Origin of the sequence: Bacteroides pyogenes, assembly GCF_014196225.1 — a bacterium.
GTDB classification, from domain to species: domain Bacteria; phylum Bacteroidota; class Bacteroidia; order Bacteroidales; family Bacteroidaceae; genus Bacteroides; species Bacteroides pyogenes_A.
In genome coordinates this window covers 120,560-136,471 of record NZ_JACIDI010000005.1, presented here as the reverse complement: position 1 = coordinate 136,471, position 15,912 = coordinate 120,560, and the positions used below count along the sequence as shown (strand labels likewise).

Sequence of the window (15,912 nt, the reverse complement as noted above, 5' to 3'; positions counted from 1 at the left end):
ACCCGACGTTTTACTTTTTCTTCCGAATTTTGTGAAAACCAAACTTTTATATTATTATGAAACGAGTTGTTCTGTTATTTTTGATTCTCTGCGGATTTAAGTTCAATTTATCGGCTCAACAGGAGAAAGAGACGGCTGACAGTTTAAACCTTGCTTATACGGACAGTCTGTTTAAAGCATTGCCTGAGGTGATGATAACCGGCCAACGCCCTCTGGTAAGGGCAGACCAAGGGAAACTGGTATACGATTTGCCTCAATTGGTCGCCGGTTTGCCGGTGGAGAATGCTTTTGACGCAATGAAAAATCTTCCGGGGGTAGTGGAACAAAACGGAATGCTGACTTTGGCAGGACAAAAGGTGGCAGTTATTATCAATGGCAAGGTGACGGCTTTATCAGGCGAATATTTGAACCATTTCTTAAAGACCATACCTGTCGGCAGATTAGAAAAGGCCGAAGTGATGTATGCTGCTCCGGCCTCTTATCAGGTGCGCGGCCCGATGATTAACCTTGTTTTAAAATCGAACACGAAACAGAAGGATCTGCTACAGGGGGAATTGGCTTCTTTCTATTATCAAAAACATTATGAATCGTTGGAAGAAAGGGTAAGCGTTCTTTTCTCAAAGAAGAAATTGTTTACCGATCTTCTTTACTCTTATTCTTACGGACGGGGGAGGACGGAGACGGACAAAGAAGCGATACATACCCTTGCCGATGGCTCCGTGCATACCATGGACCTGAAGAACTTATCCACGAACCGCTACAATACGCACCGGATTCGTTGGGGATCGGATTATACCTTCTCCAAGAACCATCAACTCAGCCTGATATATACGGGCTCCTTTACCGACTCCAAAGGCCGGGCCGAGACGTCGGGAGTGCAACGCTCTTCCACAAACAAGGATAGCGACAGCAAACTTCACAATGTGCAATTGGATTATCAGACCCCTTTTGGAATGAAGGCGGGAGGCGCTTTTACCTACTATACTTCGCCGCGGACCCAATTGTTGCACAGCATAATGGGAACGCAAACCCTGTATTTCTTAAGTAAAGATAATCAGCGTATTAATTTATGGAAGCTGTATGCCGGACAGGAGCATTCGTTGGGAAGAGGGTGGAGAGTGAATTACGGGGCTGTTTATACAACGACTCTGGATCGAAGCTACCAGCATTATTATGATCCTGAAACCCTTACTCCTCTGCCGGGCAATCAGATGGAATCGCGCCGGCACGAACGGACGTTGAATATATATGCCGGTTGGAGTAAAAGTTTCGGCAAGAAACTTACGGCGAATATGTCTCTGGCTATGGAAAAATATCATACCGATCGATGGAATGAATGGAGTTTCTATCCTACCGCCAATCTGACTTATATTCCAACGCCCGGGCAGGTGCTTCAACTGTCTGTCAGTAGCGATAAGAAATATCCTGCCTATTGGAGCGTTCAGGAGGCAACATCTTATCTCGATTCGTATTCGGAAATTCAGGGTAACCCGCTGCTGAAATCTGAAGCCACTTATAAGACGAGCTTTAACTATATTCTTAAAAATAAGTATGTTTTTTCTCTCTATTACAGTCATACCAAAGACAAAGCCATGCAAACGCTTTATCAATCGCCCGAACGCTTGGCCGAAATCTATAAATTCGTCAACTTCGACTTTAGCCGGCAGGCAGGCATGGTGGTGGCCGTCCCGGTGAAAATAAAAAAATGGCTCAACTCCCGTTTTACCGCTATCGGTTTGTATTATCGTCAAAAAGATAGTGATTTCTGGGATACTTCTTTCGATCGCAAGCTCTATACTTTTGTTTTGACTATGAACAACACCTTTACGCTTTCTGCACGCCCCGATATAAAGTTTACCTTAAGCGGGTTTTATCAGAACAGAGCGATACAGGGTATATACGACCTTCCTTGCTCGGGATACTTAAACGCTTCCTTGCGATATGCTTTATGCAAAGAGAAGCTGTTGTTGACTTTCAGTTGCGACGATATATTCAACACGAGCACGATTTCTCCCCGCATCCGTTTCGAACGTCAGCACGTAACCAATCACTACTCGCAACGCACACGCAAACTGGGACTCTCGGCAATATATAAGTTCGGCGGATATAAGGAGAAAAAGAGAGAAGAGGTGGACACCTCGCGATTTAAATAATTAGTTGTGCTTGAAACTTTGCGAGGATTTGTTATTTTTGCACTTCATTATTAAATCAAAAACATAATTTTATATGAAGTCGGATATTGAAATTGCTCGCAGCATTGAGCTGAAGAAAATAAAGCAGGTAGCCGAAAACATCGGCATTCCACGTTATGAAGTAGAGAATTACGGCCGTTATGTGGCTAAAATCCCGGAGCATCTCATTGATGAAGAGAAAATTAAAAAGAGCAAGCTGATATTGGTGACTGCCATCACGGCGACAAAGACAGGAATCGGAAAGACCACAGTGTCTATCGGTCTTTCGTTGGGATTGAACAAAATAGGGAAGAAAGCGATTGTGGCTTTACGCGAGCCTTCTCTGGGACCTTGTTTCGGAATGAAAGGCGGCGCTGCGGGAGGAGGTTACGCGCAAGTGTTGCCGATGGAAAAAATAAACCTGCATTTCACGGGAGATTTTCATGCGATCACTTCCGCCCATAATATGATTTCCGCATTGCTGGACAATTATCTGTATCATAATCAGGCGAAAGGATTTGCATTGAAGGAAATTCTCTGGAAGCGTGTGTTGGATGTAAACGACCGATCTTTGCGAAGTACCGTTGTGGGGCTTGGTCCTAAATCGAACGGAATTACGCAAGAGTCGGGGTTTGATATTACTTCTGCTTCGGAGATCATGGCTATTCTATGTCTTGCAAAAGATATTCCCGACCTGCGTCGCCGGATTGAAAATATATTGCTCGGCTTCACGTTCGACGACAAACCGTTTACGGTGAAAGATTTAGGAGTAGCGGGAGCCATAACCGTGTTGCTGAAAGATGCCATTCATCCTAATCTGGTGCAGACAACCGAAGGCACTGCCGCTTTCGTACATGGCGGACCGTTTGCCAATATAGCTCATGGATGCAACTCCATTCTTGCTACCAAAATGTCTATGACTTTTGGCGATTATGTGATTACGGAGGCCGGATTCGGGGCAGATCTGGGAGCTGAGAAATTCTATAACATCAAATGCCGTAAGGGTGGTATTTGTCCGTGCCTGACGGTGATCGTCGCTACGGCCCAGGGGTTGAAAATGCACGGAGGCGTAAGTCTCGATCGCTTGAAAGAGCTGGATATGAAAGGTTTGAAAGAAGGATTGCGCAACTTGGACAAGCATGTTCATAATCTCCGGCAGTTCGGACAGTCGGTTGTGGTGGCATATAATCGTTTTGCTTGTGATACGGATGAGGAAATCGAGTTGGTGCGCCAACATTGCGAGCGACTGGAAGTAGGCTTTGCCGTGAATAATGCTTTTATCGAAGGCGGAGAAGGCGCTGTAGAGCTGGCACATCTGGTAGCGGATACAATAGAAAATCGTCCTTCGGAGCCTTTGCGGTTTACTTATAAGGAAGAAGACAGCGTAGAGCAGAAGATTGAAAAAATAGCGATTGGCATCTATGGCGCAAGTGTAGTGACATATAGTGTCGCGGCACGTAACCGTATCAAGCAAATTGAAAAGATGGGAATCGCCCATTTTCCGGTTTGTATAGCAAAAACCCAGTATTCTTTTTCTGCCGATCCGAAATTATATGGAGTGGTGGAAAATTTTGAGTTCCATATTAAAGACCTTGTTATCAATAATGGTGCCGAAATGATTGTAGCCATTGCAGGAGAAATCGTCCGTATGCCGGGCTTGCCCAAAAATCCGCAAGCATTGCATATGGATATTGTGGATGGTGTTATAGAGGGGTTGAGTTAAAAGTGTTTAAAACTCTGGACAGGGTTTTAGAACAATGAGAAGATTACTATTTGGTTAAAACCTTACCTGTTTATAATAGTTTGATGGATACTGATTTATGGGACTTTGTTCGATTTGTCTTTGATTCAGTATCCATCACTCTTTATTAGAAGTAATATCCCAAGTTGATATAAAAACCGCCTTTTTTACTCCGGTTAGAATATCCCAAAGATACTTCCAATGGGCCAAACATGCTATCTATTCCGTAACCGGCTGTTATACCGTATAATTGTGTTCCTTTCAATATGTCGAAAAAGCTCCTGTCTGCCAGCCCGTAATTACCGCTCAATGTCAGATAATGAATGTTTCCCATCCGTTGACGGAACTTAAGAGAAGATATTAAGATGGTGTTGTCTATTATTTCTAAATTTGTAATTCCGGTAAAAGGCAGTTGTTGGGGAACGTAAAATCCGAAAACTTCCCCTCCGATAGCGTTCTTCACCCAATAGGGAATCTCTCTCCCGATAAGTACACGCCCATAGATGGAAGGTGTGACGGAGAAGCGTCTTGTGACAGGAATGACACTGGTCCATGAAGCCATTAAGGCGGAGAATGGAGTATGGTCGTTGTATTCCACCATATTATCGGTATATACCGAGTAAGTGGCTTTGAAATCGCTTCCTCTTGTGGGAAAATATCCTTTGTCGAATGTATTATAATATATTTGAGCAAAGTAGCTTAAGAAGTGTTCCGATTTCACGTTCTCTTCGTTTAACGCCGGCTCTTTGAATAGGAAATCTTTGTAGTTGTAATACTCGAAACGAAGTCCGAGACCGAAACGCAAATTTTTGTACCAGACATCGGAAAACCCCAATTCTCCTAAATGATAATTATAGGTCGTATTGTAGGCCCGGTCTCCTTTGTTGTATATATTAATATCATTGTATTGATACATATATGAAATGTTTATAGTGCGCTGTTGCATCGGTTCAAGGGTATAATCTATGCGTGCGGCATAGCGTTTTCCCAATCTGCCGGTGAGAGAAAGATGGGATGGGATGGGAGTTTTGAAATCCGCCGTAGCATTCACGAGCAGGGAGGCTATTTCTTCCGAATCGAACCGGATGCCCAGATTGATGCGCTTTTCGTATTTTTCTTCCAGTAAAAACGCAAGATGATAACCGTCGGGTTCTTCGGTCAGTGTATAGCTGACGTTAGAGTACGATTTACTTCCACGCAACAATAGTAAAGCCTGTTTTATTTGGCGGTTGCTAATTCTGCTGTTTTCTTTCAATTTATATTTTTTCAGCAACCATTTTTCATCGCTCTCTTCTATACCGGAAAATGTAATGTCGCTCACATAAAGCGTGCAAGTATCGGAAAGCAAGGAGTAAGGAGGGCGAGGGTTGGGCACATAGGTGTCGGATATGCCGATTTTTTTCTTCAATGCAATAAGCGTCTGCCATTGGGCACGTGCGGCTTCTTCTCCTCTTTTCATCAACGAGTCGATAGCTTCGGGAGTAAAGCTGGCGGATGAATATCCTTCCACATCTACTTGAATATATGCGTCGGTAAGATCTACATGCCTATCGTGATTGGCTTGACAGGCGAGATCGATAATCTGCCCCAAAATGTCGGAAGCACTGTTGAGTTCAGATACCCGTTTCAAGTCTTTTTGCACATCGACTCCTATCACGATATCGGCTCCCATTGCTTTGGCCACGTTTACCGGATAGTTGTTTACCATTCCGCCATCGACAAGTACCATACTGTCTTTCCTTACGGGCGTGAAAACTCCGGGAATCGCCATGCTGGCACGCATAGCAGTAGAAAGCACTCCATCGCGAAACACAACCTGTTCGCCGTTAACCACATTGGCTGCAACGCATGCAAAAGGAATCGGCAACTTGTCGAAACTGATAGAATCGTGATATCCCACGGTGAGTTCCGAAAACAAATTGTCCAGGTTTTTCCCTTTAATAATACCTCCCAATACGGCATCTTTCGGTTTCTTCATAAAGGGAAACGAGAGCACGTATTGCTCCGACCGTTCGCGTTCGGTAAGCGACATAGCGCTTCGTTCTACGCGGTCGCTTAACAAAAATGTCCAATTCTGTTTGCGCACCATGCTGTCCAACTGTTCGGGAGTATAACCTATGGCATAAAGTCCGCCGACAATAGAACCCATACTTGTTCCTACAATATAATCAACCGGAATACCAGCTTCTTCAATTACTTTTAAAGCTTTGATATGGGCAACTCCTTTAGCTCCTCCTCCGCTTAATACCACAGCTACCTTTTTGCGCTTCTCTTGAGCATGTACAGAGCAAGTATTCAAAGTGCAGAGGATAAGAAGAACAATTGGGAGAAAATGTTTTTTCATCGGAATATTTGTTAGTATAGAATTTACAAATACAAAAATAAGAGATAATTTGTTTATTCGGCAAAATTCATCTAAATATAATTAGGATTTCTTAATTGTGTGTATTTTACAAAACACTTATCTCATAGTCAATCGTCAAGCATTTTAATGTTTTTGGGGGACTCAAAAATGCGTTTTTCCTAAAAATAGGGTTCGCGTATTTTCATGAAGCAAAATAAAATCAGGCTTCTCTTTCGTAATTCACGAAAAAATGCGAAATTTGCAACGCTTTTCAATTTAGGCAAGAATCTTACTAACACCTTTAAATAAATTAATAGAGAAAATGACAAAAAGTGCATTGCAAATCGCAAGGGCTGCTTATCAGCCCAAACTTCCGAAAGCTTTGGCTTCAGGAAATGTTAAGGCTGTAGCAGGTGCCGCTACTCAATCTGTTGCCGACCAGGAAGCTATCAAGGCTTTATTTCCTAACACTTACGGAATGCCGTTGATCTCGTTTGAAGCAGGTGAGTCTGCTAAATCGACTGCTATGAATGTCGGTGTCATTCTTTCCGGCGGACAGGCTCCGGGCGGCCATAATGTGATTTCCGGTTTGTTCGACGGTATCAAGAAACTGAATGCAGACAATAAACTATATGGCTTTATTCTCGGTCCCGGTGGTTTGGTAGACCATAATTACATGGAACTGACAGCAGATATTATCGATGAATACCGCAATACGGGAGGTTTTGACATTATCGGTTCGGGGCGCACAAAGTTGGAGACCGTAGAGCAGTTCGAAAAAGGATATGAGATAATCAAGCAACTGGGCATCAAAGCATTGGTGATTATCGGTGGTGATGATTCCAATACGAATGCTTGCGTATTGGCTGAATATTACGCTGCTAAAAAATATGGCGTACAAGTAATCGGCTGTCCGAAAACGATCGACGGCGACTTGAAGAACGATATGATTGAGACTTCATTCGGCTTTGATACGGCTTGTAAAACGTATTCCGAGGTAATCGGCAACATCCAACGCGACTGTAACTCTGCCCGTAAATACTGGCACTTCATCAAGCTGATGGGGCGTTCGGCTTCTCACATTGCCTTGGAATGTGCATTGCAGGTTCAGCCTAATGTGTGCATCATATCCGAAGAAGTGGAACAGAAAGATATGTCATTGGACGATGTGGTGACTTACATTGCTCAGGTTGTAGCCGATCGTGCAGCCCAAGGAAACAACTTCGGTACAGTATTGATTCCGGAAGGTTTGGTAGAATTCATTCCGGCCATGAAACGCTTAATTGCCGAATTGAACGATTTCCTGGCCAAAAATTCAGAGGAATTCTCTCACATCAAACGTTCGCACCAACGTGACTATATTATCAGCAAATTGTCTCCCGAGAATTCGGCCATATATGCCAGTCTGCCGGATGGGGTAGCCCGTCAGCTTACTCTGGATCGCGACCCTCACGGAAACGTTCAGGTATCGCTCATCGAGACGGAAAAACTCTTGTCGGAGATGGTGGCTACCAAGTTGGACTCATGGAAGAAGGCGGGCAAGTATGTAGGCAAGTTTGCTGCCCAACATCACTTCTTCGGGTATGAGGGACGTTGCGCCGCTCCGTCTAATTTCGATGCCGATTACTGCTACTCTCTGGGATATACGGCTTCTATGCTGATTGCCGATGGTAAAACGGGTTATATGTCGTCGGTGCGCAACACAACGGCTCCTGCTGCCGAATGGCTTGCCGGCGGTGTACCTATTACGATGATGATGAATATGGAGCGTCGCCACGGTGAAATGAAGCCGGTTATCCAGAAAGCTCTGGTAAGATTGGATGCAGCCCCTTTCAAGGCTTTTGCCGCACAGCGTGATCGCTGGGCAGCCGAAACGGATTATGTATATCCGGGTCCGATACAGTATTTTGGTCCGACAGAAGTTTGCGACCAACCTACTAAAACTTTGCAGTTGGAGCAAGCTAAATAATAATATAGCATGAATACGAACGGTGAGCAATGAACACATGGGATATTTCCGTGTCGGCTTGTTCGCCGTTCGTCATTTTCCCGATTTAGCTTCATTATCTATGTCCAATTTAACCATTAACCGTTAATCACTTGTCTTCTTCGTCTATTTCCGTTGTTCGGAAGAAAAGAGCCGGTACTGCCAACAAGCGAAAGAGGTACTATAAGTCCGGTCGGTCCTCGAAGAAAAAGAGATCGAATCGTTCCATGCCTGTATGGCAGCGTAATTTGCTGGCTATGCTGATGGTTTTTTGTTTGTCGGTCGTATTTTACTATTTTTTTATTCGTCCTTATGCCTATCGCTGGAAGCCTTGTTACGGACGGAAAGTATATGGAGTTTGCGTGCCTTACGGCTATAGTGTTCATGGAGTGGATATTTCTCATTATCAAGGGAAGATAGATTGGGCAGAGTTTTTGCAGAATCAAAATACGGCAGCTCCTTTGCATTTCGTTTTTATGAAAGCTACGGAAGGCGGTGACTATGGCGATAGTACTTTTGTCGCCAATTTTGTAAATGCCCGCAATTATGGGTTGATACGCGGTGCATATCATTTTTATATTCCCGCTACCGATGCCGTGAAACAAGCCGATTTTTTTATCCGTACCGTCCGTCTCGAACCGGGAGATTTGCCTCCGGTGCTCGATGTCGAAGTAACCGGCAAAAAAGAAAAAAGTGAATTGCAGCAAGGCATAAAGCGTTGGTTGGATCATGTAGAAGCTCACTACGGAGTGAAACCGATACTTTATACTTCTTACAAGTTTAAAAAACGTTATCTTAACGACTCCGTGTTTAATACATACCCTTATTGGATTGCTCACTATTACCAGGATTCGGTGAAATATGAGGGTAAATGGCACTTCTGGCAACACACCGATGTGGCTACCGTACCGGGAATAGAGAAAAAGGTAGACTTGAATGTTTACAACGGTACTCTGGAAGAGTTGGAAACATTGCTTCTTAAATAGAAGCCATAATGAACTTTACTGCTGCCCAGCGATTTTTCTCTTTATGATGAACGAACGAAAGTCCGTGTTTCTCTGCTTCTTTGCGGATAAGCGGAATGTCCTCCACATAAAAACCGCTTATGTATAGCTCGGAGCCTGAACGCATGCAAGCTGTGTAATGCTTTATGTCGCTCAAAAGAATATTTCGGTTGATGTTGGCGATAATAACGTCGAAAGGACCTTTACCCGTCAATGATGAAGCGTCTCCCTGCAAAACGTCGATGGAGTCTATCTTGTTCAACTCTATGTTTTCGAGCGAATTTCTTACGCACCATTCGTCGATGTCGATGGCTGTGCAACATTGTGCGCCACGCATCCGGGCAAGGATGGCAAGGATGGAAGTGCCGCACCCCATGTCCAATACCGATTTCCCTTTCAGTTCGCTCTCCAGCAATTCTCCGATGATGAGGCTTGTCGTTTCATGATGCCCTGTTCCGAAAGCCATTTGCGGATTGATCACAATGTCGTATTCAGCTTTGGGAATATCCTCGTGGAATGTACTGTGAATCACGCAACGGTCGCCGATGACGATGGGACGGAAAAAGTTCTGTTCCCATTCCTCGTTCCAGTTTTTGTCTTCCGCTTCGGTAAAAGTGTATGAAATACGTACGTGGGGGACAGGAAAATCTTTTATCGCCTCTTCGATGGCAGATTCGTTACAGAGTGTTTGTTGGATATATGCGGTCAATCCGTTGTCATTCTCAATAAAGCTTTCGAAGCCTGCATCGCCTAAAACTGCCGCCAACACATCATTCACGGTTTCCGTGCATGGCTCTGTATGGAATATGAATTCAAAGTATTTCATCGTTTCTTTAATTCCGGTAAATAATGTGCAAATATAATTAGAAATAGGGATTCCCCTATTATCCTTTGGGGAAAATCTCCTTAAGGTGGTGAATCTCTTCAGTATCTTTGTAATGTGAATAAAAAGGCTTGCATTAATTATATAAACCGAGATGATATGAAAAAGATTGTTTATTCCTTGCTATTCGCCTTGTGCTTTCCGATAGGCTTGATGGCGCAAAGCGTTGATGACGACCTCTACTTTGTACCTTCCAAGGAGAAAGAAAAGAAAGAAACTCCGGTGAAGAAAGAGGTTAGAGCCAACATCTACACAGCCCCGGGTACTACGGTCGTGATTCGGGACCGGAATGGGAATACGCGGAATGTAGATGAATATAATCGTCGTTATGAATCGCATGACAACGACTTCGCGGTAGAGAACGATACTTTGTATATTAAAGAAAAGAAACGTCCGGAGCTGGAAGGAGAGTGGGTGACCGGCAAATTTGCCGGGACGCGAGACGATTATGAGTACGCTGAACGGATCATTCGCTTTCGCAATCCGCGTTTTGCCATAAGTATCAGTAGTCCGCTTTATTGGGAAGTGGTTTACGGACCTAACTCATGGGACTGGAATGTATATACCGACGGTTTGTATGCTTATGCATTCCCGACCTTTAGGAATCCTCTCTGGTGGGACTGGCGCTACCGCTCTTATAGCTGGAACTGGAATTACGGATGGGGATGGAACTATGGATGGGGTTATCCTTATTACTCATGGAGATATCCTTACTACTCACGGTGGCATTATCCGGGCTATTGGGGTGGCTGGTATGACGGCTACTGGGGGCATCATTATTATGATTACGGTTGGTACGGAGGCAATTACTACAGAGGCCGCAGCGTTTACAATGCGAACAGCCGCTCGCGTTACAGCAACGGCCGGTCTTCATACTATTCCGATCGTAGCGGTGATGTGCGCTCTTCCAGATATCAAGCCACATCTCGCCGGGATGGAACCTTTTCAGGAAGAGTGGTAGGTACTCGCAACGGAAGCAGCAGCCGTGTGTCCGGTTCGGAGGGAACAGGTACTTATAGCCGCTCGGGAATGGAAAGCACGCGCCGGGGTTCTTCTACTTACACCCGTCCGAGCAGTACCCGAGGTTACTCTCCTGTGACGGATGAGGGAAGCAGAACGTCGAGAGGCAGTGTAGGAACGAGTGTCAGAGATAGAGGCCCGTCATACTCACGAGGAAGTTCGAGCTCATACTCGCGAAGCAGATCAAGTTCATATTCGCGCAGTAGCGGAGAAAGCTCCCGCCGTTCTTCGTCATACAACGAAGGTTCTTACAGCAGAAGTTCGGGCAACAGCAGTTATTCAAGCGGTTCTTCGCGCTCGTCGTCTTCTTATGACGGAAGTTCCCGCAGCAGCTACTCAAGCGGAAGCTCGTCGCGTTCGTCCGGCAGCAGTAGCGGAGGCACCTTGAGAAGTACCAGAAGATAGATTCCAAAAATAAGAATAGTTATGAGAAATAAGAATAAAATATTTGTAGCAGGTGCCCTGCTTTTGGGCATCTGTGCGCAGGTAGGCGCGCAGACTACTATCTATGATGCCAATCGCTGGATGGGCCGGGATTTGAATGGAACGGCACGGTTCGTTGGTATGGGAGGAGCTTTAGGCGCCTTAGGAGGAGATATATCGACTGTAGGAACCAACCCCGCAGGCATAGGTATTTATCGCAGTAATGAGGTGATGGCGTCGTTTGGATTTAACAACACCGGAGCCAAGGATGCGGGAGGAGCTAAAGTGGACAAGTTCCACGGTTCTTTTGATAATGCGGGATTTGTGTTCTCCCTGAAGCAGGGAAACTCTACTGCGTTGCGTTATGTAAACTTCGCTTTCAATTACCACCGCATGAAGTCTTTTGATAAGAATGTGGTGATGAACGGAGTGTTCGAACAGTCTCAAACGGATTTTATCGCAGATATATTGACTTTTGATGATATGGAAAAGGTACATCCGCATCCTGTAAAGGATTTGGAGGCCCAAGATGCTTATCTCAATCCAAAGCTACCTTGGATTGGTATTTTAGGTTATAATTCTTATTTGGTGGATCCTGTAGAAGCCAAAGATAAAGAAGGAAATAAGTTTTTGCACCATTATGCTCCTTATAGGCAAGCAGGCGATAAGGTCATACAAGCGTATACGGCCCGTGAAAGGGGAGGATTGCATTCGTACGACTTCAATGTAGCGTTTAACCTGTACGACCGTTTTTATCTGGGCGCCACCATCGGAGCGTATAGCGTGGACTACCGCCGTACGAGCCTTTACAAAGAAGACTTTCTGGCAGCCGACGGCAAAGAACATGGCGGTTATGATCTTGGAAACGAGTTTTGGGTGGATGGAAACGGAGTTGATTTCAAGCTCGGTTTTATCTGGCGCCCTATAGAGTATTCGTCATTCCGCATCGGGGCTTCGGTACATACGCCTACTTTCTTTTCTTTGAAAGAGTATAACAATGCTTACATCGACTACAACCTGAATAAGGATACGCATGGTGTGAAAGAGGTGGTTGACAAGTATGGCAACGGGATGGATGGTGAATATGAGTATCATCTGATTACGCCGTGGAAGTTTAATGTAAATGCAGGCTATACCATAGGCAGTAACGCCGCTATCGGGGTTGAATATGAGTATAGCGATTATTCATCCGCCAAATTGAATGACTCGGATGGCAACAGGCTTCGACAGACAGATGACATACGCAGCATGATGAAGGGAGTTCATACGTTTCGCGCCGGCATGGAATGGAAGGTTGCGCCTGAATTCGCTGTCCGCTTAGGGTATAATCATGTCACTGCCTCCATGAAATCGGGTGTAGAGACGTTTAAAAGACTTCCGAACAACTCCGTACGCACGGATACTGAATTCTCGAATCCCGGCTCTACCAATAATTACACGTTAGGATTCGGATATCGCGGAAAGTCTTTCTATGCCGATATGGCTTACCAGTATAGCAATTACAAGGAAGACTTCTACGCTTTCGATCATAAAGATCTACCGGGCACTTCGATCGCTAACGATAATCATAAGGTAGTTTTTACGCTCGGCATGCGCTTTTAATATCCGGCAGTTTCAATTCAATATAAACTTTTGTGTGTAAGAAAATCCCCGGAAGGCTAAATGTTTATAGCTTCTCCGGGGATTTCTGATTACAGGTATCTTTTACATTTATCGGTTTCTTCTGCGTATAGGCTCGTTGCGCAAGGGGATGCTTCCGTCGATAATAATGTCATTGGTGTATTCGGACAAACGGATGCTTAACATATTGCCCGAGCTTAAAGAGATGTTCTGGTCGACAAAGATGTTCTTCTCTATTCCTCCGTACGCTACCGTACCGATTCGTTGTCCTTTGACAAGTCTTTGCGGAATAAGGTTTGTTATAGGTCCGTCAGAGAACTTGTTGATTTCGATTTCTTCTTTCAGCGCGTTTGGAGCAGCTTGTATCAATCCGGTTCTCAGGTTCTGGACTCCTTCGTTCTGAAGGTGGAGGGTTACTTTAGCGTTACCATTGTATGGTTCGCCGTTTTCAGAGAGTAGAACGACAGGAACGGTCATTCGCTTCATCCTGAGAGCTGCGTTTGAGCTTCCCTGAGCTACTTCTGTGGTTCCGAACAGGTACTCTGCACCTCCTTCGAGGATACGCTCTTCTCTTAACTGTCGGTTATCGACAGCAGGATAGTGGGCGGCGAGCTCTACATTCTGATTGGTTGTTTTCATATTGTTCCACAGGTAATTGTCTTTCCCTATGGTGTACGGGAGGAAGTCCTCGTTGGCTGCGGCGACAGAGAGAACCTCTCCGGCAGAAAAAGCGTTTTTCCCCAGAGAGTAATTCATACCGAGCGAACGGGTGAGTGCGCCTAATTCGTCGTTTTCAACAGTAACAAAGAGCTTGAGGGACTCATTGGTCGTTTCTTGTGGCTCATTTTGTTGACATGCAAACAAAGTTCCTAATGTCAGGAACATTAAAATTTTTTTTGTTTTCATTTAATGAGATATTAATTAGTTAATAATAGGGAGATTATAGAATTTAATATTCTATTTTATTTTCTGTAACCATTCATTTCTGAAAAGCGGTAATGGCTTCGTCGTGCAACAAACTCTCGGATGGAAGTTTCCTGTCGGCGGCACTCACTGCCAGCTCACCGTAGATAAAGGAGTCGTCGAACCCTATGTTCTTGGCATCCTCTTTGGTGTTTCCGTAGTATATCTTATTCAATCTGGCCCAATAGATGGCTCCCAGACACATGGGGCAAGGCTCGCATGAGGTGTAAATTACATGTCCGCTGAGGTTGAAAGTACCTAAGCGTGCGGCTGCGGCACGTATGGCATTTACTTCGGCATGGGCGGTAGGGTCACATAAAGAAGTAACCCGGTTGACCCCCGTAGCGATGATTTCTCCCTCTTTGGTTGCAATTACTGCTCCGAAAGGGCCGCCTCCGTTCGCTACGTTTTCATAGGAAAGCTCAATTGCTTTCCTCATCAATTCTTCTTTGGTCATGGTGCGAAAAAGTATGTTGTTTGCGTCTTTAAGTTTGTTTGTTTTTAAGTGTCGGGATAGGTTATGTTTTGTTTGGAACTTTGTGTTTCCTCATTCCGGACATGATGCGCCCGATAGCCGGCGGGGCTTACAGCTTTCCGAGTATTTTGTCCATCACCCAATTGGTGAGAGTAGCGCTTTCGTTGTCGCAGGAGCAAATCGACTTTCCGAGCAAATGGTCTACTACGGCCTGTATCAGAGGTTGTTGCACATGTTCCGGATTGTCGATGCGTATTTCCTCGCGCCCGCGTTCGGTGTGCAAGGCGATGGGGTCGTAAGTGAAAACCGAGAAGCAGATCATTCCCTTGTCGCCGATCAGTTCGATGCGGTCTTCGCGTGCGGAATCGTGTGCCACGAAACACCATGATCCGCTTCCTACCAGTCCGTTGTCGAACTGGAAACAGCCGCTTAGCGTGTCTTCGGCACTGTATAGTCCGCCGCGGTTGGCTTTATAGCCCCCCGCCTTGAGTATACATCCGAACATGTCTTGCAGCAGATCGATCTGATGCGGAGCGAGGTCGTAGAAGTAACCGCCGCCGGCAATGTCCGCCTGCACACGCCAAGGGAGGTTTTCGCAGTTGTAATCTAAATCGCGCGGAGGCTGGGCAAAACGAATCTGTACGTTGATTACGTTGCCGATAGCTCCGTCTTCCACCAATTCCTTTACTTTCCTGAAGTAGGGAAGATACCGGCGGTAATAGGCTACGAAACAGGGTACTCCCGTTTCGCGCGAGATTCGATTGATGCGGGTGCACTCTTCGTAGGTTTGCGCCATCGGCTTTTCGATGTAAACGGGCTTGCCCGCTTTCATCGACATGATGGCGTAGGTGGCATGCGATGAGGGGGGAGTCGCTATGTATACGGCGTTGACTTCGGGGTCGTCTATCAGTTCTTGCGCGTCGTCATACCATTTGGGAATGCCTCTCTCCTTGGCATAGGCTTTGGCTTTTGCCGCTTTGCGGCTCATCACCGCCACAACTTCCGAGTGCTCTACTTTTTGGAAAGCGGGGCCACTCTTGGTCTTGGTCACCTCTCCGCAACCTATGAATCCCCATTTGATAATCTTCTCGCTCATGTTCTCATTATTTCTAACAAAGTTCAAAGATATAATTATTTTTCTTTTAGAGCAACTTTATTGATTATTTACTGACCGGAAGTATTGCTCCAACAGAGCCTCTGTTTGCCCCCAACGGAGCCTCTGCCAGAGGGCGTCAGAAGCTCTATCCGATTGATTCAGAGGCTCTGTTGGAGCAATCGAAA

Annotated in this window: 11 protein-coding genes; 6 read left to right on the top strand and 5 right to left on the bottom strand. The window is 45.3% G+C overall.

Annotated features, from left to right (window positions below):
• Positions 1-56: 56 nt before the first annotated feature.
• Together GGR07_RS04885 and GGR07_RS04880 are read left to right on the top strand one after the other, a co-directional pair.
• On the top strand, positions 57-2,153 hold the full coding sequence (locus GGR07_RS04885) for an outer membrane beta-barrel family protein (protein WP_021645139.1): 2,097 nt from the start codon (positions 57-59) through the stop codon (positions 2,151-2,153).
• A gap of 73 nt (positions 2,154-2,226) precedes the next feature.
• Entirely contained in the window at positions 2,227-3,894 is a 1,668-nt protein-coding gene (locus GGR07_RS04880) for a formate--tetrahydrofolate ligase (protein WP_021645138.1), read from the top strand.
• 145 nt (positions 3,895-4,039) lie between these two features.
• Here GGR07_RS04880 and GGR07_RS04875 read toward each other — a convergent pair whose 3' ends face one another.
• A complete protein-coding gene (locus GGR07_RS04875; protein ID WP_021645137.1) occupies positions 4,040-6,256 on the bottom strand; it encodes a patatin-like phospholipase family protein in 2,217 nt (738 codons plus the stop codon).
• Positions 6,257-6,578: 322 nt separating this feature from the next.
• On the opposite strand from GGR07_RS04875, the gene GGR07_RS04870 reads away from it, so the two are divergent.
• Positions 6,579-8,225: a diphosphate--fructose-6-phosphate 1-phosphotransferase gene (locus GGR07_RS04870; protein WP_034542387.1), complete on the top strand. Its 1,647-nt coding sequence runs from the start codon at positions 6,579-6,581 to the stop codon at positions 8,223-8,225.
• Between the two features lie 131 nt (positions 8,226-8,356).
• Entirely contained in the window at positions 8,357-9,229 is an 873-nt protein-coding gene (locus tag GGR07_RS04865) for a glycoside hydrolase family 25 protein (protein ID WP_039972547.1), read from the top strand.
• Here the strand turns inward: GGR07_RS04865 and prmA are convergent.
• Positions 9,222-10,073, bottom strand: coding sequence for a 50S ribosomal protein L11 methyltransferase (prmA, locus tag GGR07_RS04860; RefSeq protein ID WP_021645134.1), 852 nt, complete (start codon positions 10,071-10,073; stop codon positions 9,222-9,224). The genes GGR07_RS04865 and prmA overlap by 8 nt on opposite strands.
• A gap of 156 nt (positions 10,074-10,229) precedes the next feature.
• On the opposite strand from prmA, the gene GGR07_RS04855 reads away from it, so the two are divergent.
• On the top strand, positions 10,230-11,555 hold the full coding sequence (locus tag GGR07_RS04855; protein ID WP_034542474.1) for a hypothetical protein: 1,326 nt from the start codon (positions 10,230-10,232) through the stop codon (positions 11,553-11,555).
• A gap of 21 nt (positions 11,556-11,576) precedes the next feature.
• Positions 11,577-13,175: an OmpP1/FadL family transporter gene (locus tag GGR07_RS04850; protein WP_021645132.1), complete on the top strand. Its 1,599-nt coding sequence runs from the start codon at positions 11,577-11,579 to the stop codon at positions 13,173-13,175.
• Positions 13,176-13,283: 108 nt separating this feature from the next.
• On the opposite strand, the gene GGR07_RS04845 is transcribed toward GGR07_RS04850, so the two are convergent.
• The 3 genes from GGR07_RS04845 to GGR07_RS04835 form a co-directional block, all read right to left on the bottom strand.
• A complete protein-coding gene (locus GGR07_RS04845; protein ID WP_034542385.1) occupies positions 13,284-14,099 on the bottom strand; it encodes a hypothetical protein in 816 nt (271 codons plus the stop codon).
• Between the two features lie 73 nt (positions 14,100-14,172).
• Positions 14,173-14,613, bottom strand: a complete 441-nt coding sequence (locus tag GGR07_RS04840) for a nucleoside deaminase (protein ID WP_034542384.1) — start codon at positions 14,611-14,613, stop codon at positions 14,173-14,175.
• Positions 14,614-14,740: 127 nt separating this feature from the next.
• Positions 14,741-15,727 (bottom strand): Gfo/Idh/MocA family protein, encoded by a 987-nt coding sequence (locus GGR07_RS04835; RefSeq protein ID WP_034542382.1) that lies wholly within the window; start codon positions 15,725-15,727, stop codon positions 14,741-14,743.
• Positions 15,728-15,912: the final 185 nt, after the last annotated feature.